27 protein-coding genes and 1 pseudogene are annotated in these 25,451 nt (G+C 49.3%); 9 read left to right on the top strand and 19 right to left on the bottom strand.

Going from position 1 to position 25,451, the window contains the following annotated elements; all coding sequences use genetic code 11:
- Nucleotides 1-46 precede the first annotated feature (46 nt).
- A complete protein-coding gene (locus tag HAV38_RS22255) occupies nt 47-145 on the bottom strand; it encodes a DUF5710 domain-containing protein (RefSeq protein WP_221313760.1) in 99 nt (32 codons plus the stop codon).
- 71 nt (nt 146-216) lie between these two features.
- Here HAV38_RS22255 and HAV38_RS05960 point away from each other — a divergent pair, with 71 nt between their 5' ends.
- Nucleotides 217-582, top strand: a complete 366-nt coding sequence (locus HAV38_RS05960; RefSeq protein ID WP_168053288.1) for a DUF4352 domain-containing protein — start codon at nt 217-219, stop codon at nt 580-582.
- A gap of 244 nt (nt 583-826) precedes the next feature.
- Here the strand turns inward: HAV38_RS05960 and mctP are convergent, their stop codons facing one another.
- The 3 genes from mctP to HAV38_RS05945 all read right to left on the bottom strand — a co-directional run bounded on the left by mctP (nt 827) and on the right by HAV38_RS05945 (nt 3,707).
- Nucleotides 827-2,323, bottom strand: coding sequence for a monocarboxylate uptake permease MctP (gene mctP / locus HAV38_RS05955; RefSeq protein WP_168053286.1), 1,497 nt, complete (start codon nt 2,321-2,323; stop codon nt 827-829).
- On the bottom strand, nt 2,323-2,502 hold the full coding sequence (locus tag HAV38_RS05950; protein ID WP_168053284.1) for a DUF3311 domain-containing protein: 180 nt from the start codon (nt 2,500-2,502) through the stop codon (nt 2,323-2,325). Before HAV38_RS05950 ends, mctP begins: the two co-directional genes overlap by 1 nt.
- 143 nt (nt 2,503-2,645) lie before the next feature.
- Nucleotides 2,646-3,707: a sensor domain-containing diguanylate cyclase gene (locus HAV38_RS05945; protein ID WP_168053281.1), complete on the bottom strand. Its 1,062-nt coding sequence runs from the start codon at nt 3,705-3,707 to the stop codon at nt 2,646-2,648.
- Nucleotides 3,708-4,229: 522 nt separating this feature from the next.
- Here HAV38_RS05945 and HAV38_RS05940 point away from each other — a divergent pair.
- The 3 genes from HAV38_RS05940 to HAV38_RS05930 all read left to right on the top strand — a co-directional run bounded on the left by HAV38_RS05940 (nt 4,230) and on the right by HAV38_RS05930 (nt 8,716).
- A complete protein-coding gene (locus HAV38_RS05940; RefSeq protein WP_168053280.1) occupies nt 4,230-6,275 on the top strand; it encodes a TonB-dependent receptor family protein in 2,046 nt (681 codons plus the stop codon).
- A gap of 195 nt (nt 6,276-6,470) precedes the next feature.
- Nucleotides 6,471-7,556 carry a hypothetical protein gene (locus tag HAV38_RS05935; RefSeq protein ID WP_168053278.1) on the top strand — a complete coding sequence of 362 codons (1,086 nt, stop codon included), beginning with the start codon at nt 6,471-6,473 and terminating at the stop codon, nt 7,554-7,556.
- Nucleotides 7,557-7,849: 293 nt separating this feature from the next.
- Nucleotides 7,850-8,716, top strand: a complete 867-nt coding sequence (locus HAV38_RS05930; RefSeq protein WP_168053275.1) for a glucose 1-dehydrogenase — start codon at nt 7,850-7,852, stop codon at nt 8,714-8,716.
- A 100-nt stretch (nt 8,717-8,816) separates the two neighbouring features.
- Here HAV38_RS05930 and HAV38_RS05925 read toward each other — a convergent pair whose 3' ends face one another.
- On the bottom strand, nt 8,817-9,299 hold the full coding sequence (locus HAV38_RS05925; protein ID WP_184013374.1) for an Lrp/AsnC family transcriptional regulator: 483 nt from the start codon (nt 9,297-9,299) through the stop codon (nt 8,817-8,819).
- Nucleotides 9,300-9,398: 99 nt separating this feature from the next.
- On the opposite strand from HAV38_RS05925, the gene ilvB reads away from it, so the two are divergent.
- Entirely contained in the window at nt 9,399-11,204 is a 1,806-nt protein-coding gene (ilvB, locus tag HAV38_RS05920; protein ID WP_168053273.1) for a biosynthetic-type acetolactate synthase large subunit, read from the top strand.
- A 20-nt stretch (nt 11,205-11,224) separates the two neighbouring features.
- Here ilvB and HAV38_RS05915 read toward each other — a convergent pair whose 3' ends face one another.
- Nucleotides 11,225-11,377, bottom strand: a complete 153-nt coding sequence (locus tag HAV38_RS05915) for a hypothetical protein (RefSeq protein ID WP_168053271.1) — start codon at nt 11,375-11,377, stop codon at nt 11,225-11,227.
- A gap of 932 nt (nt 11,378-12,309) precedes the next feature.
- Between HAV38_RS05915 and HAV38_RS05910 the strand changes: the two genes are divergently transcribed.
- Together HAV38_RS05910 and HAV38_RS05905 are read left to right on the top strand one after the other, a co-directional pair.
- A complete protein-coding gene (locus HAV38_RS05910) occupies nt 12,310-12,927 on the top strand; it encodes an SCO family protein (protein ID WP_245182211.1) in 618 nt (205 codons plus the stop codon).
- Between the two features lie 78 nt (nt 12,928-13,005).
- Nucleotides 13,006-13,401 carry a hypothetical protein gene (locus tag HAV38_RS05905; RefSeq protein WP_168053269.1) on the top strand — a complete coding sequence of 132 codons (396 nt, stop codon included), beginning with the start codon at nt 13,006-13,008 and terminating at the stop codon, nt 13,399-13,401.
- 76 nt (nt 13,402-13,477) lie between these two features.
- On the opposite strand, the pseudogene HAV38_RS21845 reads toward HAV38_RS05905, so the two are convergent.
- The 8 genes and pseudogenes from HAV38_RS21845 to HAV38_RS05870 form a co-directional block, all read right to left on the bottom strand.
- Nucleotides 13,478-13,746 (bottom strand): annotated as a pseudogene (locus tag HAV38_RS21845) (MFS transporter); the annotation flags it as partial.
- Between the two features lie 626 nt (nt 13,747-14,372).
- Entirely contained in the window at nt 14,373-15,263 is an 891-nt protein-coding gene (locus HAV38_RS05900; protein WP_168053266.1) for a rolling circle replication-associated protein, read from the bottom strand.
- Nucleotides 15,264-15,654: 391 nt separating this feature from the next.
- Nucleotides 15,655-15,831: a hypothetical protein gene (locus HAV38_RS05895; protein ID WP_209216622.1), complete on the bottom strand. Its 177-nt coding sequence runs from the start codon at nt 15,829-15,831 to the stop codon at nt 15,655-15,657.
- 41 nt (nt 15,832-15,872) lie between these two features.
- On the bottom strand, nt 15,873-17,042 hold the full coding sequence (locus tag HAV38_RS05890; protein ID WP_168053262.1) for a zonular occludens toxin domain-containing protein: 1,170 nt from the start codon (nt 17,040-17,042) through the stop codon (nt 15,873-15,875).
- Nucleotides 17,042-17,347, bottom strand: coding sequence for a DUF2523 domain-containing protein (locus HAV38_RS05885; protein WP_168053259.1), 306 nt, complete (start codon nt 17,345-17,347; stop codon nt 17,042-17,044). The genes HAV38_RS05890 and HAV38_RS05885 overlap by 1 nt, the downstream gene beginning before the upstream one ends.
- 4 nt (nt 17,348-17,351) lie before the next feature.
- Nucleotides 17,352-18,719: a hypothetical protein gene (locus HAV38_RS05880; RefSeq protein ID WP_168053257.1), complete on the bottom strand. Its 1,368-nt coding sequence runs from the start codon at nt 18,717-18,719 to the stop codon at nt 17,352-17,354.
- Nucleotides 18,720-18,953: 234 nt separating this feature from the next.
- The gene (locus tag HAV38_RS05875; protein ID WP_168053254.1) at nt 18,954-19,148 is read right to left on the bottom strand and encodes a major capsid protein; all 195 of its coding nucleotides are present in this window, start codon (nt 19,146-19,148) and stop codon (nt 18,954-18,956) included.
- Nucleotides 19,149-19,388: 240 nt separating this feature from the next.
- Complete coding sequence (locus tag HAV38_RS05870) at nt 19,389-19,703, bottom strand: hypothetical protein (RefSeq protein ID WP_168053251.1); 315 nt, start codon at nt 19,701-19,703, stop codon at nt 19,389-19,391.
- Nucleotides 19,704-19,829: 126 nt separating this feature from the next.
- Between HAV38_RS05870 and HAV38_RS05865 the strand changes: the two genes are divergently transcribed.
- Nucleotides 19,830-20,228 (top strand): helix-turn-helix domain-containing protein, encoded by a 399-nt coding sequence (locus HAV38_RS05865; protein ID WP_168053249.1) that lies wholly within the window; start codon nt 19,830-19,832, stop codon nt 20,226-20,228.
- 301 nt (nt 20,229-20,529) lie between these two features.
- Here the strand turns inward: HAV38_RS05865 and HAV38_RS05860 are convergent, their stop codons facing one another.
- Together HAV38_RS05860 and HAV38_RS05855 are read right to left on the bottom strand one after the other, a co-directional pair.
- Entirely contained in the window at nt 20,530-21,225 is a 696-nt protein-coding gene (locus HAV38_RS05860; RefSeq protein WP_168053246.1) for an MBL fold metallo-hydrolase, read from the bottom strand.
- Between the two features lie 181 nt (nt 21,226-21,406).
- Entirely contained in the window at nt 21,407-22,651 is a 1,245-nt protein-coding gene (locus HAV38_RS05855) for an NAD(P)/FAD-dependent oxidoreductase (protein ID WP_209216654.1), read from the bottom strand.
- 172 nt (nt 22,652-22,823) lie between these two features.
- On the opposite strand from HAV38_RS05855, the gene HAV38_RS05850 reads away from it, so the two are divergent.
- Nucleotides 22,824-23,162, top strand: coding sequence for an ArsR/SmtB family transcription factor (locus tag HAV38_RS05850; protein ID WP_168053244.1), 339 nt, complete (start codon nt 22,824-22,826; stop codon nt 23,160-23,162).
- A gap of 88 nt (nt 23,163-23,250) precedes the next feature.
- On the opposite strand, the gene HAV38_RS05845 is transcribed toward HAV38_RS05850, so the two are convergent.
- The 3 genes from HAV38_RS05845 to merR all read right to left on the bottom strand — a co-directional run bounded on the left by HAV38_RS05845 (nt 23,251) and on the right by merR (nt 25,395).
- Complete coding sequence (locus tag HAV38_RS05845) at nt 23,251-23,919, bottom strand: hypothetical protein (protein ID WP_245182210.1); 669 nt, start codon at nt 23,917-23,919, stop codon at nt 23,251-23,253.
- Between the two features lie 228 nt (nt 23,920-24,147).
- On the bottom strand, nt 24,148-24,573 hold the full coding sequence (locus HAV38_RS05840; protein WP_168053242.1) for a protein tyrosine phosphatase family protein: 426 nt from the start codon (nt 24,571-24,573) through the stop codon (nt 24,148-24,150).
- 414 nt (nt 24,574-24,987) lie between these two features.
- Nucleotides 24,988-25,395, bottom strand: coding sequence for a mercury resistance transcriptional regulator MerR (gene merR / locus HAV38_RS05835; RefSeq protein ID WP_168053240.1), 408 nt, complete (start codon nt 25,393-25,395; stop codon nt 24,988-24,990).
- Nucleotides 25,396-25,451 lie beyond the last annotated feature (56 nt).

The following is a 25,451-nucleotide window of genomic DNA, read 5'->3' as shown; positions in this document are numbered from 1 at the left end:
CATTTACAGTCGTCCCAATCGTTTGTGCTGTGTTATTGTGCTACGTCTATATCAATAATTGCAGATTGTTGATTGGAACATACCAAGATTGTTGTTGCCGATCCCACCGGGCCCCTATAGCTTTGGCTTCTTCTAATAATTTCAATGGACTCGCCAATATTTGGTAATTAATAAACTCTCCATGTCGCTCTTCTTATCCCGAACAGGTTAGATATAATGAAATCCCGCTTTCTGTACGCTGCTCTTATTTGTTTGTTTTTTTCTACGGCTCATGCTGAAAATAATACGGTTATCACAGAAAGTCAGCGCGCGGAAATGGAAATGACCGCCAAAAACCATCGAATTGATTCTGCTCACGGACAGTATACGTACCTGGTAATCATTTACAATAAAAGCGAAAAAGCCAAAAATCTGAGTGGGCGAGATTTTGTTGCAATTGATGGGAAAGGTGCTCGCTATTCAGCTGGCCTAATTGATCGTGGACTGATTAATAAGCGAATGACAGGGCATGAAACGCGCAGTGGAGTAGTGGGCTTCGAAATTCCTGTTGACCGAAAAATCGTTAAGTTGCTGCTAGAATAATATTTTAACTCGTCCTGGTGGAGAGCATCGCTACACTATTACGACATTTACGGTCGTTAACTTTGTACCTCTTGGATGGGACTAGTAGTGGGCTGGCAGCGCCGTCGTCGCTCGGAATTCGGCTGACGCATCGCGACTGGAGCCAGGGGGCGATCTTCATCACCGGGCATGGCAAGACGCCCGAGTCCAATCCAGACTGGGCGTTACTCGCAAAAACGGGTTTGACGCTGGTAATTTACCTACCTCAGGAGGCCGGACGACTTTCAGGCGTGGCCTTTTTACTCAACGCAATTTGCACGATGGATGCCACCGCGATATTCAGCACTAAAGCAATAAGACCGGTATAAATCGTGAAATTAGTGCCGTTGATTAAAAAGGTGTGCACAGGCTTGATACCATCCGAAAATGCGAGCCAACTTCCACCTGCAAGTCCGACAGCCCATCCGGTCAATAGCGCAGGCCCGCGGAACCAGCCAAAGAAAAGACCGAAAACTACTGCAGGAAACGTTTGCAATATCCAGACTCCGCCTAGTAACTGTAAATCGAGCGCAAATTTGGTAGGCAAAAACAGGATGAATACCAATGCGCCGACCTTGACCACCAGCGATACAATCTTTGCTACCTTTGCTTCGCCAGCGGGTGTGACGTCCGGTTGCACGTAAGCTTTCCAGAAGTTACGTGTAAATAAATTGGCTGCACCAATCGACATCACCGCTGCTGGTACTAACGCGCCAATCGCAATGGCCGCAAACGCAAAGCCTGCAAACCACGGTGGGAACAATGCATTGAATAGCGCGGGCACCACGTCATTGTTGTTCTTGATCGGCAAATTGGCCGCATAAGCCATATAACCGAGTAACGCGATCAAGCCTAACAACACCGTGTAAGCTGGCAGGAACACCGCATTTTTGCGTATCGTGTCTGCGCTTTTAGCTGCAAAAATGCCGGTGAGGGTGTGGGGGTACATGAACGCGGCCAAAGCGGAACCAATCGCCAAACTGGCATACGGCAACATCTGCGCAGGATGCAGAATCAGACCGGTAGCCCCGCCTTTAGCAGCAAATGCATCGCCCGCTGCCTGGAATACATGGCCATATCCACCAAGCTTGGACGGTACCAGAACCACCGCCACCAATACCACAATGTAAATCATCAAATCTTTGACAAAAGCAATGAGCGCGGGTGCCCGCAAACCAGCAGAGTAGGTGTAGAGCGCAAGGATGATAAAAGCCGCCGCAAGTGGCAGTTCGCCGGTCAGACCCAGGGCCTTGATAACGACTTCCATACCCACCAGTTGAAGGGCAATGTACGGCATGGTCGCGACCACGCCGGTGACGGCAATTGCCAGCTCCAGAGGACGCGATTGATAACGACCGTACACCACATCCGCTGCCGTGACATGACCGGCTTTCTGCGCCTCATGCCACAGTTTAGGCATGATCAAAAACACGATCGGATAGACCAGAATAGTGTAGGGCAGGGCAAAGAAACCATAAGCACCAACGGCATACACCAGCGCCGGCACCGCGATCACCGTGTAGGCGGTATAGAAGTCTCCGCCTACCAAAAACCACGTAATCCAGGTGCCGAAATTGCGACCGCCCAGTCCCCATTCATCAAGATGCGCTTCTTTTTTGGTACCGCCAGTTTGCCAGCGTGATGCCAAAAATCCCATCACCGTCACAAGTGCAAAGAAGAAAACAAAGACCGCTAGCGCTGTCCAGTGGATTTGGCCGTCCATTATTTATCTCCTTTTGCAAGACCATGTCGATAGACGATCCAGATCAGGAGAGCAGTGATGGGAACCCAAAGCAGTTGATACCAGTAAAAGAAGGGAAAGCCGAGTAGCGCGGGAAGTTCCTTGTTATAAAACGGAATCCAAAGCAAACCGATGAAGGGCAGCAACAGCAGAATTTTCATCTATTATTCTCCTTGTTTAGAATCCAATATTTCCTAAGTGCACTACATAACAATAGGCGTTTATGCGCTGAGCGCAAGCGCGTTACCAGCGCGTTGGCTAGCTACTGAAGATTTTAGAGCAGCTCATGCTTACCATATTCGGTTCAACGGCTCGCGTTAGAGTCTCCGTATACGTCACTTATAAATTCGTTGGGCAGCGTCTCAATCGAATCCATCGTATCAACGTTCATGGCAACAACCCGATTACGCCCGCGATGCTTGGCTTGGTAAAGCGAAGCATCGGCAGCCGCGACTAATTGCCCTGGATAGCAACCTGCGATGGCGTTGACTGTTGCAGCGCCGACACTAACCGTCACAAATCCACCTGACGTATCAGCAATACTCAGTTGCTCGACGGCGGCACGAATGCGCTCTGCCACTGCCTGAGCACCATCGCTGGTCACTCCCGGCAAGATGACGGCGAATTCTTCGCCGCCATAACGTGCGACCAGATCATAGGCGCGCAATGGCGTGTTGGCCATAGCTGTGGCGACCCGCTTGAGGCAGTCATCGCCAGCTTGATGGCCAAAACGGTCGTTGTATTGCTTAAAATTATCGACATCGACCATCAACAATGTCAATGGATCAGATTTACGTAGCGCGCGGCTCCACTGACTGTCCAGCGCCTCGTCAAAACTACGGCGGTTTGCGATACCGGTCAGACCATCTCGGGTCGCAAGATCCTTTAGGGCATCTTGCGCTTCCTTCTGGACGGTCATGTCACGTAGTGTTTCAACGACCGATATCAAACGTCCGGTTTCATCATAAATTGGGCCAGCATCAATCGCCAGATAGCGTCTTATGCCGAGTTGTGGCATGACGCACCAGTTCTCCGCATAAAGCCCGTTGGGGACTTTTTCAATATTTTTGTTCCATATATACAGATTGTTCACATCGCTGGTCCGCTCGTGAACGATGAGGTCTGCCAGACAAGGTCGCGGTGCCGAATAGAATCCCCGCCAATGATTTGACGTGCCGATCATTTCACTCGCCGCAATGCCAGTAAGCCGCTCGCAAGCGATATTCCATATCACCACTTTGCACTGGGGATCCAGAACAAAGGTGGGCACGACGAGGTGTTGCATCAGACGAATGGCGAAACTACGGTCTTCCTCATTTTTCAATATATTTTTCGCGACTTGCTCAGCGGCATTTTTATTTTTCATTGTGTCTCCATAATTCATAAACCAATGATGACGATTAACTTTTGCATCCGTAGAAAACATATCGAATACAGATATACTGCAGCAGCGTTACTTTGTTGATAATAGCGTAAAGATAAGCATAAATCAGGCGTTTACTTTCACGGCAGCACGGCATTTTTCAATAATATTATCTGCTTGAGGGCTGGTGGAGTATTAATTATGGTTTCTGATTAGAACCGGGCCACGATGTTTTCGCGTGGCAATAAAAACTTATACCGATTGCGTCCCACGGCGCGATCCGTATTTGCGAACTCGTTGGTGTATGTTTAGTGATAATTTCTTTTTTTTATAATAATTGTTGTACATCTGCCGGTGACGCTGAATCTTCAAAGATTGATCTGCGGCTCCTGGCGGATGCTCCCTTAAAGAGTATGTAAAATGTTTTTGCGTTCGCCTGCTAGCTCACCATTCTTTCCTAAAAAAACCCCAAGGACTTCGCCATTTGTTTTAGCTTCGCTAGGGGTGCTCAGCACATTTTGTACTATGAGTATCGCAGCTGACGGCCCCGGGCAATCGCTTCAAGAAGTCGTGGTCTCGGCCAGTCGGAGCGAGCAAAGCGTTATGGACACTGCTGCGTCAATTGATGTGGTGAACGCTAGACAGATTCACGACGGTACGGCTGAACAAAATATGTCAGAACCGCTTGCGCGAACACCCGGAATTTTTGCGCTCAATCGTCAAAACTATGCACAGGATCTGCTAATTTCTTCTAGAGGTTTTGGTGCCAACTCGGCGTTCGGTGCGCGTGGCATCAAAATATTTGTCGATGGAATACCGGGCACTGCAGCTGACGGACAGGGTCAGATTTCTCATATTGATCTGGCTTCCGCGGATCATATCGAAGTCATGCGCGGTCCATTTTCTGTGCTTTATGGCAATTCTGCGGGCGGCGTCATAAACGTTTTTACAGAAAACGGCAAGCCGGGGGCGGAAGTGATGCCGTATTTTTCGTCAGGTTCGTTTGGCCAGCGCAAATATGGCGTCAAAATCGACGGCGATGAAAACGGTATCAACTACCTATTGGACGCCGGTGCGCTGCATACCGATGGCTATCGCGAACATAGCGCCGCTGACAGGAATAACGAAAATGCGAAGTTGCGTTTTAAATTAACGCCAGACACTTCGGTCACGGTAGTCGCCAATCGCGTCCATCTGACAGCACTTGATCCGCTAGGACTGACTGCCGCGCAATTACAAACAAATCCACGCGGGGCAGGAACCGGGGCCGACGCTTTTGCTACGCGCAAAAGTGTCGATCAGACCCAAGTCGGCGTAACGCTCAATCAACGTATTAGTGCGACCGACTCGCTCACCTTTACGCCCTATGGTGGTGAGCGCAAAACCACGCAATTTCTTGCATCTGCGGTAAATGGAGTGATAAATCTTAAGCGTGATTTTTTTGGTATGGATAGCAAATGGTTGCACGCCGCGAATGTCGGCGGCATGCCATTAAAACTGGTGGCCGGCGTCGATGCCAACGAAAACAGGGATCATCGCTTAACCTACTCAAACGTCGGTGGCCAGCAGCGCGTGGCACCGACAGATCAGGATTATTCGATGGAGGCGCGCAATCTTGATTTCTATTTGCAAGGGGAGCTGCATCCGACTGACCGCTTGGCATTCACCGCCGGCGTACGTCAGTCAGAAATCACCTTAAGCGCCGACAGTAACAATAATCTGGCCTCATTGGGGTCGCGCACTTACCAAGCGGTGACCGGCATGATATCGGCGCAATATTATGTCCAGGAAAATGCTAACGTGTATGTGTCTTATGGTGCCGGCTTTGATACACCGACATTGAATCAGATCATTTACAGCCCCAGCTACGTCACTTCCGGGGGAACCAATACCGGCAATATGAAGCTTAATGCGGCTAGGACGAAACAAGTTGAAATTGGCTATAAAAGCGAAATCTCCAAAACTGCTTTGGTAAAAATTGCGCTTTTTCATGCAGAAACCACTGACGATATTGTACTTGCGGCCAGCAACGGCGGTAAATCATCCTATATGAATGCCCCAAAAACGCGTCGCGATGGATTGGAACTCAGTACGCAGGTGAACCTGCCTTATAACCTGCAAGCGAACGTGTCCTACACGTTGCTGGATGCCAAGGTTGCGCAGACTTACGCCCAAACCGTTACTAATCCAGCGACTAATGCGTCGACTTCATACTCTGTTGCCAGCGGCAGGCGGATACCTGGCGTCCCTGATCAAGGATTATTTGCTGAGCTGGTGTGGCGCAAACCTGACAATTCGTTGGAGCTTGCGGTGGAGGGAAGAGCGGCGGGCAGTATCGTTGCCAACGACGTGAATAAGGCTTACGCTGGTGGATATGGCTTGATGAATTTGCGCGCAGTTTTTCGGCAGGCAGTTGGAAAATGGACGATATCTGAATTTGCGCGCGTGGATAATTTATTCGACCACTCCTACGTGGGATCTGTCATTGTTAATCAGGCCAATAGCCAGTTTTATGAGAGCGCACCTGGGCGCAACTGGTTAGCTGGCTTAAGCGCTAGCTATCGGTTCTAACTCAGTCACGTATTCAGTGGATGATTCAGTCCCTGAATCGACTAGCATAACAAAACTGACAGGCCGAAGTGCAAAGCGGGCGTTACGCAGCAGATGAACCTTTGATAAGATGAACAATCCCGTCATACTTGGACTCACTTGTCAAAAGTACAGCGTGAACGCACGGGGGCTGCCATGTCCAGAAGCAACAAAAGAATGTCACCTATCGTTGTTCTTGGATGGGCACTGATCTGCTGGTTAACGCCGGACCAGATTGCTGAAGGTGCGACGGCTGAATCTAACACTGCTGGCAAACCACCCATTTCCGTAGAGGACCTGTCGCCGAGCAACAGTAAAGGCTACGCCTCGGTCGCATTTGGAAATGGCATCCTTTACGGATCTGGTATCAATCACGCCAAGCCGATGAGATGGCGTGATGGAGAGCTCAGATTCGGACAACCTGTCGATATTTTCGGACTAGTTTCGAGCGGACACATCCCAACTGGCGAAGCGCCTCGGTTTGACGTTGTGTACTACAACGAGGGCCATCCTGATAACAACCATCGCGATGGTTACGCGCTGCAAGTGGTGCTTAGGAAAAGTCTGCGCCCTGACTTCAGCGCCGAATTTGGCATGGGGCCGTATTTCAGCATGAACAGGACCACCATCAACGGCACGGAAATCGACGATGCGCGCGTCGGGGCCATGTTCTCTTTGGCGCTGCTCATAGACCTCGATAAATCCTCGTCCGGGCTTCATTTACGGGCTGGCTACACCCATATACTCATGCCCGGCGCCCCCTCGTCGGATGCGTTATTCATTGGCGTCGGCAAAGAAATCGGACCCGCAACTTCAGACCCACCTAACAAAGCACTCAAGCGTACGATATGGTTCGGCGCAACGGGTGGCTTTGCACAGACCAATCAATCGGGACCCGGCAAACGTCCGGGTTACTCCCTGGACGCAAAAAGTTACGCCAATCAATGGGCGACCTCGTTTTCGGCGATAAAGGAAGGCGATGATGGCGTCCGCGTGAATCGTCAAGGAGTCGCCGCGCAACAGTGGACCGTGCAACGAATCAACGAAAACTGGGCTATCAGTGCTGGTGCTGGCCCATATCTTGCGGTCAATAAGCGCCAATCCGATAACTGGCGACTCATGGGCCTGGTCACCATCGCGCTGGACCGCGATCTGGGCAACGACTGGAAAGCGATCGCGAGTTTCCGACGAGTAGTGACATTTCAAAATCGGAACGACGTGGATCTAATGACCATCGGCCTCATGAAACGCTTCAGCTTTTAAAGGCAATACGGCAGGACTTGTAAGCGTCCTACATTTTTTTCGGAAAAAATCCTACATTAAACAGCGAGTATTTGCTTCACAATTAAAATTAAGAGCAGTCTTCACAAACAATCTCCGCGGACCGTCTTTATTAACAATTTTGTTCGACGGGTCTCGCGCAAATATAGAGCGCGGCGGAATGCATTGAATAAAACGCGGGACACAACGACCACCTTGTTGCGAAGGTAATCGTAGCGTCGCCGGGAACATGCGCAACGAAGTAGTTCTGTTTCTATCTTGCGAACGGAAATATTATGCCAACATATTCCTATCCTTCCCCCCCTTTTTCTAAACAGAAAGAAATTCGCCCTCCGGGTAACAATCGGGAAATGTATCCGTTGCCGGACCATGGGGAACAATCTTATAAAGGATCGCAGCGTCTTGCTGGCAAAGTTGCGCTCATTACCGGGGCAGATAGCGGCATTGGTCGCGCGGTGGCAATTGCGTATGCACGTGAAGGCGCGGACGTAGGAGTCGCTTACCTAAATGAAGACGAGGATGCCAAAGAAACGGCGCGTTGGGTAGAGGAGGCGGGCCGCAAAGCCCTGCTGTTGCCAGGTGACATTGCCGACCACGAGCACTGCCGCACGTTAGTGGCGGATACAGCACAAGCATTCGGGCGGATCGACATCCTGGTCAATAACGCAGCCTACCAAATGAGTTACGATAGTTTGGAAGAAATCACTGATCACGAATGGGATAAAACATTCTCGGTCAATATTGGCGCAAACTTCCGAATTACTAAAGCAGCGTTACCCTATATGCGTTCAGGCAGCACAATCATCAACACTACCTCAATTAATGCGGATGCTCCCAGTCCCGGCTTGATAGCATATGCGGCAACCAAAGGTGCAATTCAGAATTTCACCGGGGGCCTTGCGCAATTGTTAGCTGAAAGAGGGATACGCGTAAACTGCGTCGCGCCAGGGCCAATCTGGACCCCCTTAATTCCTTCCACCATGCCTATGGAAAAAGTGAAAAACTTCGGCCTGCAGGTGCCAATGAAACGTCCCGGTCAGCCTGCAGAGCTCGCCGCTGTATTTGTAATGCTCGCTTCTGATGAGGCCAGTTATATTTCCGGTGCAACCGTCGCTGTGACAGGGGGCAAGCCCATTATCTAAATTAACGGGCGCAGCACAGGCCGTTAACCGCGACTTTCTTTAACGTGAAGGTTACGGCGGCAGGACTTCTTCAGGAATCCCGGGCGGCCATTCTCGGTAATCAACCAAACGGCGTGTCCGATTTCTTCAGCGTGCGCAATACGAACGTCGATTTGCTGTGACGGATGCCCGGAATTTTGTACAGCTTTTCTCTTAACAAACGTTCATAGTCCCGTGTGTCTTTAACAGCAATACGAATGTAATAATCGTAGTCACCCGACACCAGATACGCCTCGACGATTTCTGGAATGGTTTCCAGGACGCGGCCAAATTCATAAAGCGTGGCATCGCTGTGGCTTTCAAGGTTAACTTGAACAATTACCGTATCCTGATAGCCCAGTTGGGCGAGATCCACCTTCACCGTATAGCCTTGTATCGCCCCGGATTCCTCCATCCGTTTGATGCGGTTCCAGCACGAAGTGGTCGATAACCCAACCTCCTGTCCGATGTCTTGGAAGCTCTTGCGCGAATCCTGTAACAGCGCTCGCAAAATGGCGCGATCCTGCATGTCGAATAGTTTTCCTTCCTTCTTTGAAATACTCATATTATTTTCCGTATTTATGCAAATTAGGCTGAAATTATGAAGCCTTTTCAGGCTTTAGAAGAATATAATTTTAGTATGAAAACCTTCCAGAATGCACTAATGCCCGACAATATAATGTTGGCCTCCGACCCGCACACGCCATTGAGCGGCGCCCAGATGTTGTTGCAGACGCTAATTGCGTGCGGAGTAGATACCATTTTTGGCTATCCGGGCGGTGCCGTATTGCCACTTTACGATGCGTTGTATTTAGAGCCGCGCCTGCGCCATGTTCTGGTACGACATGAGCAGGCAGCGGTGCACGCGGCGCAGGGTTATGCGCGTTCGACTGGGCGTCTGGGCGTGGTCATCGTCACCTCTGGCCCCGGCATCGCCAATACGACGTCGGGTTTGCTCGACGCATTAAGTGATTCGATACCGGTACTGTGTATCAGTGGCCAGGTTGCCACGACCGCCATCGGCACCAATGCATTTCAGGAGTGCGATGCGCTCGGTATCTCCCGGACGGTCACCAAGTGGAATGGGCAGATTGGACACGTGTCTACTATTCCCGATACGGTCCGGCACGCGGTCGCGCAAGCCACGACCGGTCGACCCGGCCCGGTGCTAATTGATATTCCGAAAGATATTCAGGGACAGGTGTTTGTTGCGCACCCCACGTCTGCGCCGGTTGCCGAAACGCTACCGTTGTCTGAGGGGCAACAGCGCTTGCCCGCGACCGCACTTATACGCGAAGCCGTACAGATGATCGCCACCTCACGCCAGCCTATTTTCTACGGGGGAGGAGGGCTGATCAACTCGGGCCGTGACGCATGCACGCAATTTGCCGATCTGGTCCACAAAAGCCATGCGCCGTGTACGCTCACGCTGATGGGTTTGGGCGCATTTCCCGCGTCCGACCCTCAGTGGATTGGCATGCTTGGGATGCACGGCACGCTGGAAGCAAATCTGGCAATGCACGAAGCTGATCTGGTCGTTTGCGTAGGCGCACGTTTCGACGATAGGGTAACGGGTCGCTTGCAGGACTTTTGTCCGAGAGCGCACATCATCCACATCGATATCGACCCCAGTTCCGTCGGCAAAGTAGTCAAAACAAAAGTTGCTTTGGTTGGGGACTGCGCCCAAGTGTTGGCAGTGCTTAATGCAGAATTGGAATTGATGCCGATTGAATCAGCGCGCACAACAAAATGGTGGAAGCAGATCAATCAGTGGCGCAACGAAAATTCACTGGGCTTCACATCCTCCGCCCCCAACATTGTGCCTCAGCAATTGATGCAAACACTGGCCGATCACCTTGAGGGCAGCGACGCGATTGTGTCCACCGACGTCGGTCAACACCAAATGTGGGCCGCGCAATACCTGCGCTTTGAAGCGCCGCACCGCTGGCTCACCTCGGGTGGCGCCGGCACGATGGGATACGGGTTGCCCGCAGCAATTGGTGCGCAGATTGCGCATCCCGACAAGTTGGTGGTGTGCGTCAGCGGAGACGCGTCCATTCTGATGAATATTCAGGAGATGGCGACGGCCGCACAGCATCGTTGTCCGGTAAAAGTGGTTATTTCGAACAACGGCTGTATGGGAATGGTCCGTCAATGGCAGGAGTTGCATCACGGCGCACGGTATAGCCATAGCTACAACGAGGCATTGCCAGATTTTGTCGCGCTGGCCAAGGCATTCGGTTGGGGTGCGCGTCGGGTGGTTCTGGCGTCCGAACTGGACGAAGCGATCGCTGAATGCTTGTCCTGGTCTGGACCGTTCCTGCTTGATGTTGCAGTCGAGCAGCTAGAAAATTGCTTTCCAATGATACCCGGTGGACGTGGACATCATGAAATAATGCTTTCGAAAAATCGCTGGTATGACAGACGTACAGGCACGATAGTCTCGAATCCGCCGGGTGCCGAGTCTTAAGCCGACCTTAATCAACAGCGCTAACAGGGCAATCCGGGTAAGGGCGCGATGGCCTCAGGTGGCGGCATAAACTTCCAGTCGCGATAGGAAGTCTTGCCGTCGAAGCTCAGAAACTGCAGGTCGAAATAACCGACTTCGATCAGCTTGCCCTCCGCCAGACTGTACACGCCCATGATGGTTGAAGCGCCAAAAGCGATAGGTAAGCATGGTGGCTATTGGTGGTGGGCACTTTGACCACCAAATAATTGACCCATCATGTCGAGTCGCTATTAGCGTGCGTCGTCTTAAGCAATTTTATTAAGCACGCTACTTGTGGGTCGACGTTTGGATAGCGATAGCTTTGGTTGTGCCGCCGGGCTGCAAAGACGCTGTTCTGTCGTCCGTGCACGCCCGAGCAGAATGGCTCCCGATGGTTCCGCCATGAAAAACTTCCCTTGATTGCACGGTGCGCTGCCAAAAATGCCTACGGCAGTCATCTAAAGAAATCTTTACAACTCTTAATTGGTGATGCCAGCGTTGTCGCCGGTCCCACGCGGTTGCCCATCCTTGCCATACGTGCCCCTCGCATCCTTAGAACCAAACATATCTGCACTCCTTGCGGCACGGTATAGGACTGCAAAACGTGCAAATGCGTAAGCTAAGCCACACTCGATGGTCTGCACTTTCCTTTTAATTTCATAGTTTTGTTAGTAAGAATATCACGATTTTAGGATGAAATAATAATAAAATTACAACATTGTATTTTGGAATTGGAGCGTATATTATTATTTTAATAACACAAATAAGTTGTCAATGAACACCCATCAAAATTAACAGGGGAGATTGCAATGTTCTGTATAGAAAAAACGTCGCCTTAACGTGTCCATCATCTCAAGCGCACGGCGATTGCCGCGCCTCTTTCCCGTTAGCTTTTGGCCTATGTCAACGTGCCGATTAATTGGTCACTGAACGCGGCTTTGGCGCACACGCAGGGTTGAAAAAATTAACTGCATGAGCCTGACAATGTTGCGGCTTCACGCAGGCTGCCTATTGTTCATTCGCTTGGACGTCGTCCCCTGATCTGGGGGGCATTTTCCAGCTTCTAATTCGACTATCGGAGTACAACATGCATCCCAATCGTACGATTTTGAAGGGCTTCTGTGGCGCCTCTCTGTATCCGGCGGTAGTTTCCGTTCGCACTGCCGAAGCAGGTACCGGCGTGAGGTCAGTGACGGGGGTTACCAGTGAAGGTCCACGGGCCGATTACTTTCCTAATGTTGATTTCATGGATCAGGATGGCCGCAAGATAAAGTTCTACGACGACATTATCAGAGGCAGGCTGGTCGTTATCAACATGATGTACACCGCGTGCACCGGAATCTGTCCGCCTAACACTGCCAACCTGTTGCAGGTGCAGCAGGCTTTAGGCCCGCGAATTGGACGCGATGTCCACATGGTTTCGATTTCGCTCCACCCCGAGTTTGACTCACCTGCGACGCTAAAGGCGTATGCCAAAAAATACGATATACAGCCGGGCTGGACCTTCCTCTCAGGAAAACGCGGCGATATGGAATCGGTGCGCCGCAAGTTGGGTTTCTACGATAAAGACCCTTTCGAGGATGCCAAATTGGCGCGCCATACCGGCATGCTGCGTATCGGTAATGAACGCATCGATCGCTGGTGCATGGTGCCATCGCTATCCCCAACGCGTCAAATCGTCAAATCGATCCTCGATATGGTTTAGGACCAAAAAAGTGTTTCCGAGGATTCGAAACTAAACAGCTTCATATAAAAAACGAAGAATAACGAGAGGGTAATCATCATGAACAAGATCAGGGATGGGGTAAGGGAGGCATCGTCCGAAAGATTACAAAAGGTGTTCGAAGAGTCGCAGATTACCCATAAATTCAACAAGATCCTTGCATCCCGCGGCAAGGCAAAGTGGGGGGCGTATGGCCTGATCGCTTTGGCAGTCTGCCTTCAAATGGCAGCGGTAGGGTGGTTGTACGCAGAGGTAGGGCGGCCGACTCTCCCGCTACAACGTCCGCTGGGGACACTGAAGAATGTACCGTTACCGGGGCCAGCGGGGAAGGAACTGGCAGAATTTCGTGCGCGACCACGGGCGCGCCTTTTGCAACTAGGACAAAAGCTTTTGCGCCAGAAGGTACTTGCTGACCAAACCATCGCGCCCATCGATAGCTTTTTTTGGGAGGGCTGATGTCTAACGTTCCCACCTATAGCGTTTGGCAAATTTAAGTACATCGTCGCGGTTAATTGCCTCCTGCGAGACCGTCTTAGTGCGAAATGCTTTCGAGCGAAGCGCCGCGAGTGCGTGGTCCAAAAGTGCCGATTGTTATCATCACGATGAGCATCGCGCCGGCGATAAAAATGAATACTCTGAGACCCCAAATCGGCCCAGAATGTGGGCAATTATAAACGAACTGAACACGGCGAAAAGACGGCTCCAGGAGTAAGCGAATCCGACTGCTCGCGCTCTGATACCCGTCGGGTAAAGCTCTTGCTGGTAGGTATGATAAGTGAAGGAAATAATATTGCGCGCTAGGTCATAAAGCGACTTAATCGCCGTCTGGGTAAGCCGGATGGACAAATGTTGATGCATCAAAAATCCTGTTTCTTAAGCTCGGCTCTTGATGCTGTAATTTCGTATAATTTATATTATGTCAAATCGTACGTCGCAAAAAAGCCTCAAAAATCACAATAAAAGCATGGTTTTACCGGATTTTTCTTCGCCCCACACTTGGACCGGCAACACCGTAACAAATCTAGTATCTCCCGCCTTGTCATGCCTCCTAACTGGAGGCTTTTTTTATGTATGGCCACCTTCCGATACTCCCGTTTTCGCCGTGCCAAATTCCACTGCGTTTTGCGCAAGTTCCGAAGAAACCAATACGACTGACGTATTTCAGACATCATATGCGAACGCTCAATCGCACTAATAATCAACCACTCAAATAATTCCAGTTGCATACAAATTTCTCAAGGGAACATGACGGAATACATTTTATTTTTTCCCTAAAAGCAATATTTTTACGATCCGTGACCCAGATAGCAAGTTCATCGAGTAAAGCCGTACTCTCACGCTCGCACCGTGCCTTATACTCCCGAGAACGGACTTCCAAACATCTTTGATCGATATCATTCATGTTTCCTCCGGTAAACTATATGGTATCAAAAAGGACAAGCATTTACCAGCGGCCCCGATCTCGGCGCGGTAGCTATCCAAACAACGCCCAACGCGTTATTACACCAAGTCTGGACACCCTCTAACCCGAACTCAGCAGCGATAGCAAAAGCCGTTTGAACAGCGCCGAGCATATCTGTGGACGAGATTCGCCAGGTGTTCACCTCAGGCAGAACAATGCCCCTCGAACGGAAATACCGCTTTTGATTCAACTCGCGAGAATCCATTTTCTTGCCGACGTATTTAGCAATGTAAGAAGCCAACTTATTAGCACCGTTTTTGCCGAAGCCGAACTTATGCGGGTCACGCACATTCGCTTGGCCCATTTGTTGACCGCCCTCGCCCACTCCGACAATTGATTGCCAGATCGAACGAACCAAAACGTAAGACTGGCGACCGTGCACAGCGATATGGAAGTGAATAGCGCCCCGCTCTTGCTGTTCAATCACCGCAACGTAATGGAACCCGGCCACCTTGCCGACACGCCTTGCAAACGCCTTTAAATGCTTTAACGCCAGATCACGATCAGTCATGTTTTCCCGATACGTCAATGTAATCATGCGGTCAGCCCTAATTTCCTTACAACACAAGCGCACGTTCTTTTTTGCACGCCGAGAAGCATCCTCATCATTACGCTCACGCTTTTCTGATTTACCACGCTTTGCCGGAGGAAGCGCCAACGCCTCACGACTGATAAAAAACTTTTCTTTGGAAATCACTATTTCTGCTTGACCATCAGCAAAAATACGTTGCCGGGCCGTAAATGTATCTTGCCAGCCGTGACCGTCATCATTCCACCAGTCAGGCTTAGAATTTAATTGCGGAGATTGTGAAAAATCGATTGACGATTCGAGAGATTCATTAAATAATTCAGACATTCTATTTTCCTGTTACGATCAGGTGAATCGAAGGCCTCCCGGACTGTAATCCGGTGAGGCTTTTTTTTTGTTTAAGTCAAAAACTGAATTTCAGAAAACCAGAAAAACATGAACTTCCATAGTGCATTGACCTGTTCATGTTCTTAAGTGTCCGTAGTACAAGTTTAGCGGCGCTGCGCGCCGCTCGCCTTCGTACCTCAGTCGGCGTCTCGCATCCCGCACACCTAATACAAGACCAACTTCAAAAACGGTCTTTAAGGCGACGGTATAGTACGTGCAAGGCATTCATTCCAAAATTAGGCATTAGGACTGCCCGCCTAAAACTTGCCCTTCAGACGCCCGGAGGGCGACAACCACCGAGCGCCGAACGATTGCATATAATCGTAGTTCTTTACTCGGACGGACTCGCAAGATTTTGCACTTCGTGCCGGCTCTGATCAAAACGTACATTACTAATCTCGACCGAGAGCCACTTCGTCATTTTTGCAGCAACAATAAGAGTTAAAGACATACGCTCAGCATCAGTCATTTGAGAAATGATCTCCAGAGCTTTATCATATTTTTTCATGTCCATAATTCACTTTCAAAATTAGCGGCGGAAAACCATTCTCATTTAGAACCAACAGCACCGCCGCGATGCTTTCCGAGAACACCGTAACCGTCTTCGTTTCCAAGCGTAGCCAGAACCGGAACGTTAGCGCTCGACGCCCTCACCTCACGCCCATCTTTAGCCGAAAGCATCACAGCGCCAGCACTCGAAACACCTGGCGAATTAGTAGCCAATTTAGCCGTATTTCCATTCGGATCAAATTCCATGTAAAAACCACGCGCAACAATGTCCCGACATAAAATTTCAGGAACATTTATCGGCGTAGCTTGTTGCGTATAGCAGTTACAGCGTTTCCGATCGGATATGCAAGCAGCAGGTACAGGCACAGAAACAGGCTTCGTCATCTCATCATACCGGGGCGCAGTTTGCGGAAGACCTTGCACACGAGCCGTGCGATCATAAGCAAATTGCTTCGCATCTTCCATCGCATTTTTATACGAAACACGGACAGACGATCCAGACGCTTGCGAAGCCGGTGCAACCGGCGAACCTGTTTTCGCATTCACCTGCAATTCAGGATGGATTTTCTTTTGTATATTGCCATACACCATATACACAAGACCACACAGCAGAATCACCACGACCCCTAGACCCCACACTTTCATCGGAATATTACGCTTAACAGTGTGCTGTTCAGCAGACTTGTAATACGTATAAACCTCTTTCGGATATCCCCATTTGTGTTGTATCGAGTCTTTGCGGCTGGAAGGCTTTTCCGGAGATTCGCGCACACTCATCCACTCATGCACAACCGCTCTTTCCATGCCGAACGTACGAACAATATGCAAATGCTTACCAACTAATTTGCGCACAAAATTATCAACCAGTGACGGATTTTGCGTAATCAACACAATGTCGAAACCTAGATGACGATGCACCGCTAATTGCGAATACCACTCAGGCAATTTCGAGCCGTTTGGTTTTTTCTCAAAAACAAATTGCGCCTCATCGATGACAATAATTGCACCTGCTGGACAGTCCATCCACTTGGTCGGATCAATCTTTGTCCACGGAAGCATAAGCTGATTAATGCCGTGATAAAACACCTCACGCAATTGCTTGCCCTCTTTTTCACGCTCTCTATTTTCACGCTCAACCCACTGCTTAACGTACCACAGCGTATATAACGTTTTGCCATTGCCGGGCAATCCGGTAAATAGATTTAACATTATTTGACGACCATTTTAGTGATCGATGAACCAGTGCCAACCTTGATCGCCAACGCCGTAGCAAACGCAGAAAACACTGTTGTGATCGCTTTATCGACCCACAAATAGCCAATGAATCCAATCACGTCAGCACTCAAACCACCGAAAGAAGAGATGACCGACAACTTAATTGCATCGACACCATAACTAAGCCCTGTATAAGTCAAAAAACTAATACCGAGCGCAAGGAGAATCCTACCAACCAGTGACCCCAGAACAGGCGCTAATGCACCCCAGATCGCATTAATCAACAAAGTCCAGCCCATAACGTCAACTCCTTAAAATAGCGCCTGAGAGCATGAAATACGAAGCCATTAACGCAGAAAACATAACAGCAAGACGCAATGGAATTAGATAAGGACAAACGTTAGAAAACGGGATCACTAAAGTACGACCACCATAGTCAAAACTTTTGTCTGCGAAACACGACGAAGCGCCAAGAAAGCCAGAACTGTCAAGGCCATGACCAACAGACATATCAATAATCTGCCCATTTGCTTTTGTTGGAAGAGTATTAGCCAGCGGATCGTTACCAGAGGCCATCTGATCGTACAAGTTATTCGCTGCGGTAGGGACAGACCGCGCGCAGTCTTCGTCAGCAATTCTTTTTAAAATCGCACCCTGAATGGCGTCACCGTCAACAGCGACATTTGATACAGCACCAGTACAGCCGCCAGCAGAGAGTACTTGCGAATTCCGACACGCATTTATGTTTGGATGAATCGTACAAAACTGTTTATCAGGATCTGGCAAACCATCCGCTTTACCCGGTAACCCTGTGGCATTAGGTGACGTTTGAGAAGACGTAGTACAAGATGACTTTCCATCTGTACCAGTATTGCAAACCTTGGTATCAGTCGTTTTACTTCCATCTGAATTATTAGAAGAAGATGTATCGGTGGCAGTAGTCGAACCGTCGGGATTCGTTGCTGTGACAGTCGGCGTGGTAGATTTAGTGGTCGAGGTATCCGGAGTTCCAGCAGCCGTGCCAGAGCCGGCACACATCGGCGTACCGGTTGAATCCGTACCAATATTTACCGTTCCAGCAGGACAGCCCCTTGACTGATCGCCTGACGTTTTGATCGTAGATGGCACAGCAGCAGAGCCGGGCAATCCATCATCGCGTGAAACACCGCCAACAGACTGAGTGCCATCCTGAGTATAAGAAAAAGTACAATATTTTTGGGCTGAAGGAGGACGCGAAAAACATTCCTTAACACTAAACGGAGCACTGTAATTAAAATTACACGCACCATCATTTTCAGGAATTTTTCCGTTGTAATCATTACCGTAAACATCGCCAAACTTGACCGTAAAAACAGTAGTTTTACCAGCTACACATGAGTTTTTAGGTGGAAGACAAGCCAGAGTGACAGAATCAACAGCGTCAGGTGCGTCACACGAACCCGTAGGCGGAGGAGGCTGACCATTCATGTTACCGTTATAAAGACACGTACCAGTCAAAGGATACGCTGAGTGTAAAGACCAGTCCAAATTTAACGCTTTGCTACAGTACAAAGCAGGACTACTGTAACCACCGAAATTATAAGTAGAAGCGGCACGACTTACCTTATGAACACACATCATCACAACGGCAATTGCCACACCAACAAGCACACGCCTAAGAAAATAGTTCATGCTAAAAACAAAATCCAAAACGCGCCGAGAAAAGTTACGATCACAAGCAAGCCCATACATCCCCCGATACCGTTAACTAACAACGGAGGCCGAAGCCCCCGCCGAATCATCAAACTATTGCATTACGGATAATCGCAAAAGTGAAACGAAGTATATAAAGCGCCACACCCGCAGCTCCAACAATTAACACGGTTATTAACGCCCCGTCCAGTGCGCTAATATCGACGGAAGACATTAGAGCGCAGCCCGAATCCACTTATACAATTTCACGCCAACAAACACCCCAAACACCGCCGCACCAACCAACGCAACATTTGTACCAGCGCCAGTGATCGCAGTCACATCGACAGTATCAGCCATCGAAGCACCAGCTAACGCAGTACTAGCAACAACAATTCCAGCACGAGAAAACAATTTATTCAGAGTCATTTTGATCACCATTTAAAGTACGAACGAACATTCGAAAAGCCCAAGCCGTAACCCACACGGAGAATATTGCAAGGGAATATGTAGCACCATCATTTGCAGACATTAGCAACAACGAGCCAGCTATGTCCGCCCCACTTTGCACAACATAAGTGCAACTCGACACATCGGTAACAGTTGGATCAACCTGCAATAAATAAGACCCGTCAGCCTGTTGAACTGCTACCGCACACGTACTCATTTTTAAACAACCTTAGGAGCAGCGAGAGAAACACCAGATGTAGCCTTAAGAGGTATTGGCGTAAGCAAAGAAACAGCAGATTCAACCCGTTTTTGCTGCGAAATAGCTACTTCAAATTCAACCTCGTACATACCGGGGACTGTATCCATATACCGCTGAGGTAAGAGCAACTCACCTACCAATGGCTCAATAACACCAGTATCCTTATTTACTTTATGCACGATGCATTGCGCCATGCGCATATCGTAGTCATTACCCGTTTTTTTAGACCGCCCGGCATTTGTAACAACGTGCAAAATTTGAATTGTGCTTTTCATAATTTTCTAACCTCTAGGTTGATTTTTAAGACTGATCGATGAAATCTGCTAAAATCAGATTATCCCAAACAGAGATATCCCAGAACGAGATATTATCTCAAAACGAGAATTTTGCAAGGAAAAAACATGCACATCGACAAATATTTAAATGCGGCAATGAAAAAACACGGAATCAAGACGGATAGCAACCTAGCCGACTACCTCGGTGTTGCACAGAACACGCTTAGCCAGTACAGACACGGAAAACGTTTTATTGATAACGAAATGTGCATGAAATTAGCACTTTCGCTAGACATGGATAGCCCGATAGATATCATCATGGCCGCAGATGCAGACCGAGCAGAAATGAATGGTCAAAAATCATTATGGGAAGTTTTTTCGAGGAGGACAGCAACAGCGGCTAGCGTTGCTCTCTTAACAGGTGTTGTCACTTTATTCGGGACACCGACACCAGCTCAAGCCTCACCCCTGCTAAAAAGCGTAGGCGTAGACTTTATATTATGTCAAATCGAAGAACAAGATTAATTGACCTAATCACAATAAAAACATGGTTTTACAGGGTTATTTTTGGCACCGCACTTAAACCGGCAACAACGCAACAAATCGAGCATTTCCCGCTTTGTCATGCCTCCCAACCGGAGGCATTTTTTATGTATAGCAACCTTACGATACTCCCGTCTCCTCCTAAGTATTCCGGTTTCAGCCCATGCGCAAACTCCAGCAAGCGCCGCGCCATATTTGCAACGGACTCCAGATATTTGGCTTACTTGAGTTGCTTAATGAATACTTCACCAGTCTTTGTAACAGCTCAATGCAAATGGAGCACTCACGCATCGTGCGACAAGCCCAAATTCTCATTAGCCGGAACGGCGATATCCAGCAGCCTCGGCTTTGGCAAATGCAAGTTTTTCATTAAGGCAATGAAATCGGTTCGGTTACAACCTGCTAGCCGTGCGTTATGTGTCTTCTCCCAACCGATGGTCGAAACTGAACGACCCTTGTAATCATGCGCAGGCCAGACTTTCGTGTCTTCTGATAATGTAAATAATTTGGTCGTTATCGAGGTATAAAGTGCATCGGCACTGCCGCTCTGGAAATCGGTACGACCACAACCATCAATCAAAAGAGCGTCGCCCGTAAACACATTGTCGCGCCACAAATAGGACATGCTGCCTGCAGTATGTCCTGGCGTATGAATGACATAAAGTTCTTCACCTGGGGCAAATACAATCCGATCGCCATCATTGAGCTGCAAGTCGGCAGGCCCGATACCGCATCCGGTGGGAGCGCCCGACTTCGCACCTGTGATTTGACATAATTTTCCTGCTGAAGTCACATGGTCTGCATGAGCATGCGTTTCCAGTACATAGGTAAGGCTTAGGCCGAGTCTATCCAATTGTTGCAAATCACGTTCCCAATGCCGTGCCACCGGGTCTATGATCACCGCTGCCGTTTGACCGGGAATAAAGAGGAGATAAGTGAACGTAGAGGATTCGGTATCGAACAACTGTAGTGGATTCATGATTGCACTTCCTGAAATTACGTTTGAAATGCACATAGTGAAAGCTGTCCAGTTCAGTATATCGCGAGTAAGGGTACGGCCAAAATTCCGCCGTCCGCGCCAGTTAGCGCGAGGATGATACCGACAATAAAGCCGAGAGTAAAAATCATCATCGCAACCCTGCCCTGTCTTATGTCCTGCCTCATACTTTACCCGGGCGCGCCAGCCACTCGCGACCCTTGAGCATCAACTGCCAATAGATCGCTGGCAGCAGGTTTTTCTTGAGCACCCATGCAAAGCGGCTGGCAACCGTAGGATCGATTGGAAACGTCGGCAATAATTTTCCACCGTAGCCAAATTCTGCCAATACTACTTTTCCGATTTCAACGGTTAATGGACATGCGCCGTACCCGTCATATTCGGTCATCAGAGCGTGCTGTTGACGCAGCGCCAGTAAATTTTCTGCCACCACGACGATCTGCTTGCGTACTGCGGCAACCGTCTTAGCATTGGGTGCAGAACAGGCGTCGCCGAGGCTGAAAATGGTTGGGTAGCGTAAATGCTGCAATGTTTTTTGGTCGACCTCCACCCAGCCATCGGCATTCCCGAGGCGGCTGGCTTTGATGACATCATGCGGAATCTGGGGCGGCACCACATGCAGAAAGTCGAATGATTTTTTCACTCTACTGGTCTGGCCGTCGCTGTCTTTGACATCAAACCATGCCGTACGGGCTGGTCCATCAACCGCCACCAGATTTGAATTGAACTGCAAATTGGCCTTGTAACGTTCGATATAACGCATCAAGGCTGGCACAAATGACGGCACACCAAACAACACGCCGCCAGCATTGTCGAATTCGACGCTGATATTGGACAACACGCCTTGTGCCTCCCAATAAGAGCAGGACAGATACAACGCTTTTTGCGGTGCACCAGCACATTTGATCGGCATCGCGGGTTGGGTGAAAATGGCGTGGCCGGATCGTAGCGTCTGCACCAGCGACCAGGTGTAGGGTGCCAGATCAAACCGGTAATTCGACGTCACGCCATTGCTCCCCAATGTCGCTTCAAGACCAGCTATGCCCGCCCAATGTAATTTTAGTCCTGGTGCAACGATCAGGTATTGATAGCAGTGGGTCGAACCGTCTGAAAGGGTCAGTTGTTGATTTTCCGGATCAAAGCTGCTGGCGCACTGTTTTAACCACCGGACAGTCGCCGGTACCAGGTCGGCGGTGGGTCTGACGGTGTCAGCGATATCGAATTCGCCCGCACCGACCAGGCTCCAGGCCGGCTGGTAGTAATGTTGTTCGCTGGGCTCGATGATACTGATCTGAAGTCCTGGCTCGCGCCGCAGCAGGCTAGCCGCCACGCCGATCCCGCCAGCACCGCCACCGACGATGAGTACATCGTGCGTAAACTGTTGAGCAACAACTTTCCCGTCAGTCACGGCAAGCGGGCCAGGCGCAGCGTCTTGTGCAAGCTGAAACGATGTGGAAGCGCGTCGCCCGCTGCTGCAATAAGCGAGAATCGGGGCTGAAATCAATTTATATTCTCCTAATATATTTAACTATATACTATTATTTAATATAATGTTTTAAGTAAACAGATTGGATATAAAGATGAAAAGTAATGGAGGAGGAATAGATATCCAAGCGATGCGACTGGCCGCCTTGCAGGCCAGTAGTTTGTTGAAAGCGTTGGCTAACCCTGATCGCTTGCTATTGTTATGCCAGTTAAGCCAAAGTGAACACAGCGTGGGCGAACTTGAAACCTTGACCGCCATCTTGCAACCGACCTTGTCACAGCAGCTCAGTGTCTTGCGCGAAGAAAGCCTGGTCAGTACCAGACGTGAGGGCAAACAGATTTTTTACAGTATTGCGAGTAAGCCGGCCATGGCCGTAATGCAAGTGTTGTACCAGCAATTTTGTATCACTGGCGCTGGAAAAAGTGATGGTTGACTGAGCACACTTCACGCCATGGTCCTCGCTGACAGGCGGATTATTGATCGGTATCGCTACTGCGTTCCGCTTTTCTTAAAAGTCCTGATCACGGTCGGACAATCAGTTGATGATGCGCATCAACGCCGATATCGCCACGCAATTTTGCATGGGTTTTACCATCGGAATGGTAAATCACCAGCACCGCATTATCGTGCGTTAGTGGCGACGGCGAAATGATCGTGACATTGGCTTTGCCTTCACCATCAGAGACAAATTTGTTCGCGGTTCCATTGCCGTCAAGTGGCGTAAATCCGACTGGCTTTTGATCAAAATGGTTTTCGAATACGCTATAGACGCCGTGTGGATATAGATGGGTCAAAATTAACGTAACTTTTTGTGTTCCATTAGGCATGTTGGTCAAAACAACGTCGCCCTGCCCGGCCAGCCAAGCCTTCAGTGTCATGTCCAACGACTTGCCCGTGGCGTTCATGATCGGTAGCTCGGGCATATCGGAAATCAGTGCATTGCGTACCCCGGCAATATGCTTAATGCCTTGCGGGCCGGTTGCTGCAGGGGCCGTTGGCGCTGCGACAAATACCTGCGGGTCAAGAGGAATTTTCTGTTGGGATTCACTAGAAAAAAAAGCGGCATGGGTCTGCAATGGCAATACCCGTGAGGTATGGTCTGCGAGCGCGGTCAGACTGGTTAATGTTGCTAACCCGATAATAGTAAAGTCAACGGTTTTTTTAATATTTATTGTGTAAAAGCGCATCATTTTGATCCTTGTTAACAACATTTAAAAGCGATCGCAATCGCTTCCAACCGGCATCGAAACCACCTGTTGATTTTTATCCCGACCACCAGATCAGCACTACCATCTCGTGCCGCACGGATGTCGCACTAAGCAGACAATCATTCATAGATGGCGCGCACATGGTTGCGTATAAAACGCATACACCTGGAGGCGAATCGGGCTAGAACATCGCAATCAGTGAACCCTTATCTAATCCCGGTTCTGTTTCACAAACGCACAAAACTCCGGAAACGTTGTTAAATCGTGGCCCATTTTCTTGGCTTCCAGCATGGTTTGCTCGCCGTTCCAGCCGTGCTTTTCTGCCATGCTCAAGCAGAGTATTAACGCCGCACGGGCGCCGCTTAAGCAATGCAGCAGAAATGGCCCCTCCTTGTTTTTGAGTACATCAGTCAGGTCCCTAATCTGGCGCGCGTCCGGCGCTGTTTTATTGACTGGAATGTTAACGTAAGACAGATGATGTTTTGTGGTGAGTTTCTCGTTGGAGGTAGTGGTCTCGGACGGCTCCCGAAAATCAATGATCGTGCGAATTCCTTGCTGTCTGGCGTCCTGCAGATCTTGATCACTTGGCTGCGGGCCGATATAAATTTCGTCGTCAACTTGTTTAAAGGTACTCATGATGGTCCTCTTTTAAGGGTTAAACAGCGCACCTCGGAAGGTCGTCATCGGAATCCATTGCCTGCTATAGAAAGCAATTTACACCCCGCTGTCGCTGGACATCCACCCACAATGCTTCGTTCTGAACGCGACCCACACTTCATATCAGTTCTCTAGCTTACAACACAATTACGGGGTTCAAATTAAGCTTCCTGACTGTTTTTTCATTATGCAATTACTTCATCGCGATCGCAAGATGATGCGCATTTTTTAGATTTTCCGATCAAATCGGAGCAAGCAGCAGTGGGAATACCTTCTCAAGGGTGTATTTAGTTTTGTGTAATCGGGCCAAAATCGGCCACTTGCAGGCAATCATGATCTGCCACATGCTGTCTCATCTGATCGCGATTCTGAGCAATAGCTTACCGATATCGATTATGGATGTTTGCTATGCAATAAAGATTCAATAATTGGGCAGGAAACATCGGTGGCACCCTCTTTACATTGTCCGATGAGGCCTTTCAATGTAATGCGAATGCGCTCCAGATCTCGAATTCGATCTTCCACAATTTTTAATTTTCTTTCTGCCGCATCGTGCGTTTTTGCACAGGCATTGGTTTTTTGCAATGCAAGTAATGCACTCACTTCGTCTAAGGTAAAGCCGAGCGTCTGCGCGCGCTTGATAAAACGGACTCGCTCGATTGCAGCCTCGTCGTAATAACGCAGCCCTCGCAGCTTTTTCGGTGGCTCGACAAGAATTCCCCTGCGTTGGTAAAAACGAATTGTCTCGACGTTCACATCTGCAGCAGCAGCGACTTTGCCAATTGTCAACTTCTCATCCATAAATGCCTCCTCTCATGTGCAAAAAAGATTGACTCCGTACTACAGTACGGAGCTTA

The organism is Glaciimonas immobilis (assembly GCF_011947285.1).
Taxonomy (GTDB): Bacteria; Pseudomonadota; Gammaproteobacteria; order Burkholderiales; family Burkholderiaceae_D; genus Glaciimonas; species Glaciimonas immobilis.
This window is presented reverse-complemented; position numbering and strand designations above follow the sequence as displayed.

Excerpts from the sequence above, each read along its gene's own strand:
- HAV38_RS05960 (WP_168053288.1), top strand. The coding sequence starts at position 217 with ATGAAATCCCGCTTTCTGTACGCTGCTCTTATTTGTTTGTTTTTTTCT.
- mctP (WP_168053286.1), bottom strand. The coding sequence starts at position 2,323 with ATGGACGGCCAAATCCACTGGACAGCGCTAGCGGTCTTTGTTTTCTTC.
- HAV38_RS05950 (WP_168053284.1), bottom strand. The coding sequence starts at position 2,502 with ATGAAAATTCTGCTGTTGCTGCCCTTCATCGGTTTGCTTTGGATTCCG.
- HAV38_RS05945 (WP_168053281.1), bottom strand. The coding sequence starts at position 3,707 with ATGAAAAATAAAAATGCCGCTGAGCAAGTCGCGAAAAATATATTGAAA.
- HAV38_RS05940 (WP_168053280.1), top strand. The coding sequence starts at position 4,230 with ATGAGTATCGCAGCTGACGGCCCCGGGCAATCGCTTCAAGAAGTCGTG.
- HAV38_RS05935 (WP_168053278.1), top strand. The coding sequence starts at position 6,471 with ATGTCACCTATCGTTGTTCTTGGATGGGCACTGATCTGCTGGTTAACG.
- HAV38_RS05930 (WP_168053275.1), top strand. The coding sequence starts at position 7,850 with ATGCCAACATATTCCTATCCTTCCCCCCCTTTTTCTAAACAGAAAGAA.
- HAV38_RS05925 (WP_184013374.1), bottom strand. The coding sequence starts at position 9,299 with ATGAGTATTTCAAAGAAGGAAGGAAAACTATTCGACATGCAGGATCGC.
- ilvB (WP_168053273.1), top strand. The coding sequence starts at position 9,399 with ATGCCCGACAATATAATGTTGGCCTCCGACCCGCACACGCCATTGAGC.
- HAV38_RS05915 (WP_168053271.1), bottom strand. The coding sequence starts at position 11,377 with ATGGGCGTGTACAGTCTGGCGGAGGGCAAGCTGATCGAAGTCGGTTAT.
- HAV38_RS05910 (WP_245182211.1), top strand. The coding sequence starts at position 12,310 with ATGCATCCCAATCGTACGATTTTGAAGGGCTTCTGTGGCGCCTCTCTG.
- HAV38_RS05905 (WP_168053269.1), top strand. The coding sequence starts at position 13,006 with ATGAACAAGATCAGGGATGGGGTAAGGGAGGCATCGTCCGAAAGATTA.
- HAV38_RS05900 (WP_168053266.1), bottom strand. The coding sequence starts at position 15,263 with ATGTCTGAATTATTTAATGAATCTCTCGAATCGTCAATCGATTTTTCA.
- HAV38_RS05895 (WP_209216622.1), bottom strand. The coding sequence starts at position 15,831 with ATGAAAAAATATGATAAAGCTCTGGAGATCATTTCTCAAATGACTGAT.
- HAV38_RS05890 (WP_168053262.1), bottom strand. The coding sequence starts at position 17,042 with ATGTTAAATCTATTTACCGGATTGCCCGGCAATGGCAAAACGTTATAT.
- HAV38_RS05885 (WP_168053259.1), bottom strand. The coding sequence starts at position 17,347 with ATGGGCTGGACTTTGTTGATTAATGCGATCTGGGGTGCATTAGCGCCT.
- HAV38_RS05880 (WP_168053257.1), bottom strand. The coding sequence starts at position 18,719 with ATGAACTATTTTCTTAGGCGTGTGCTTGTTGGTGTGGCAATTGCCGTT.
- HAV38_RS05875 (WP_168053254.1), bottom strand. The coding sequence starts at position 19,148 with ATGACTCTGAATAAATTGTTTTCTCGTGCTGGAATTGTTGTTGCTAGT.
- HAV38_RS05870 (WP_168053251.1), bottom strand. The coding sequence starts at position 19,703 with ATGAAAAGCACAATTCAAATTTTGCACGTTGTTACAAATGCCGGGCGG.
- HAV38_RS05865 (WP_168053249.1), top strand. The coding sequence starts at position 19,830 with ATGCACATCGACAAATATTTAAATGCGGCAATGAAAAAACACGGAATC.
- HAV38_RS05860 (WP_168053246.1), bottom strand. The coding sequence starts at position 21,225 with ATGAATCCACTACAGTTGTTCGATACCGAATCCTCTACGTTCACTTAT.
- HAV38_RS05850 (WP_168053244.1), top strand. The coding sequence starts at position 22,824 with ATGAAAAGTAATGGAGGAGGAATAGATATCCAAGCGATGCGACTGGCC.
- HAV38_RS05845 (WP_245182210.1), bottom strand. The coding sequence starts at position 23,919 with ATGATGCGCTTTTACACAATAAATATTAAAAAAACCGTTGACTTTACT.
- HAV38_RS05840 (WP_168053242.1), bottom strand. The coding sequence starts at position 24,573 with ATGAGTACCTTTAAACAAGTTGACGACGAAATTTATATCGGCCCGCAG.
- merR (WP_168053240.1), bottom strand. The coding sequence starts at position 25,395 with ATGGATGAGAAGTTGACAATTGGCAAAGTCGCTGCTGCTGCAGATGTG.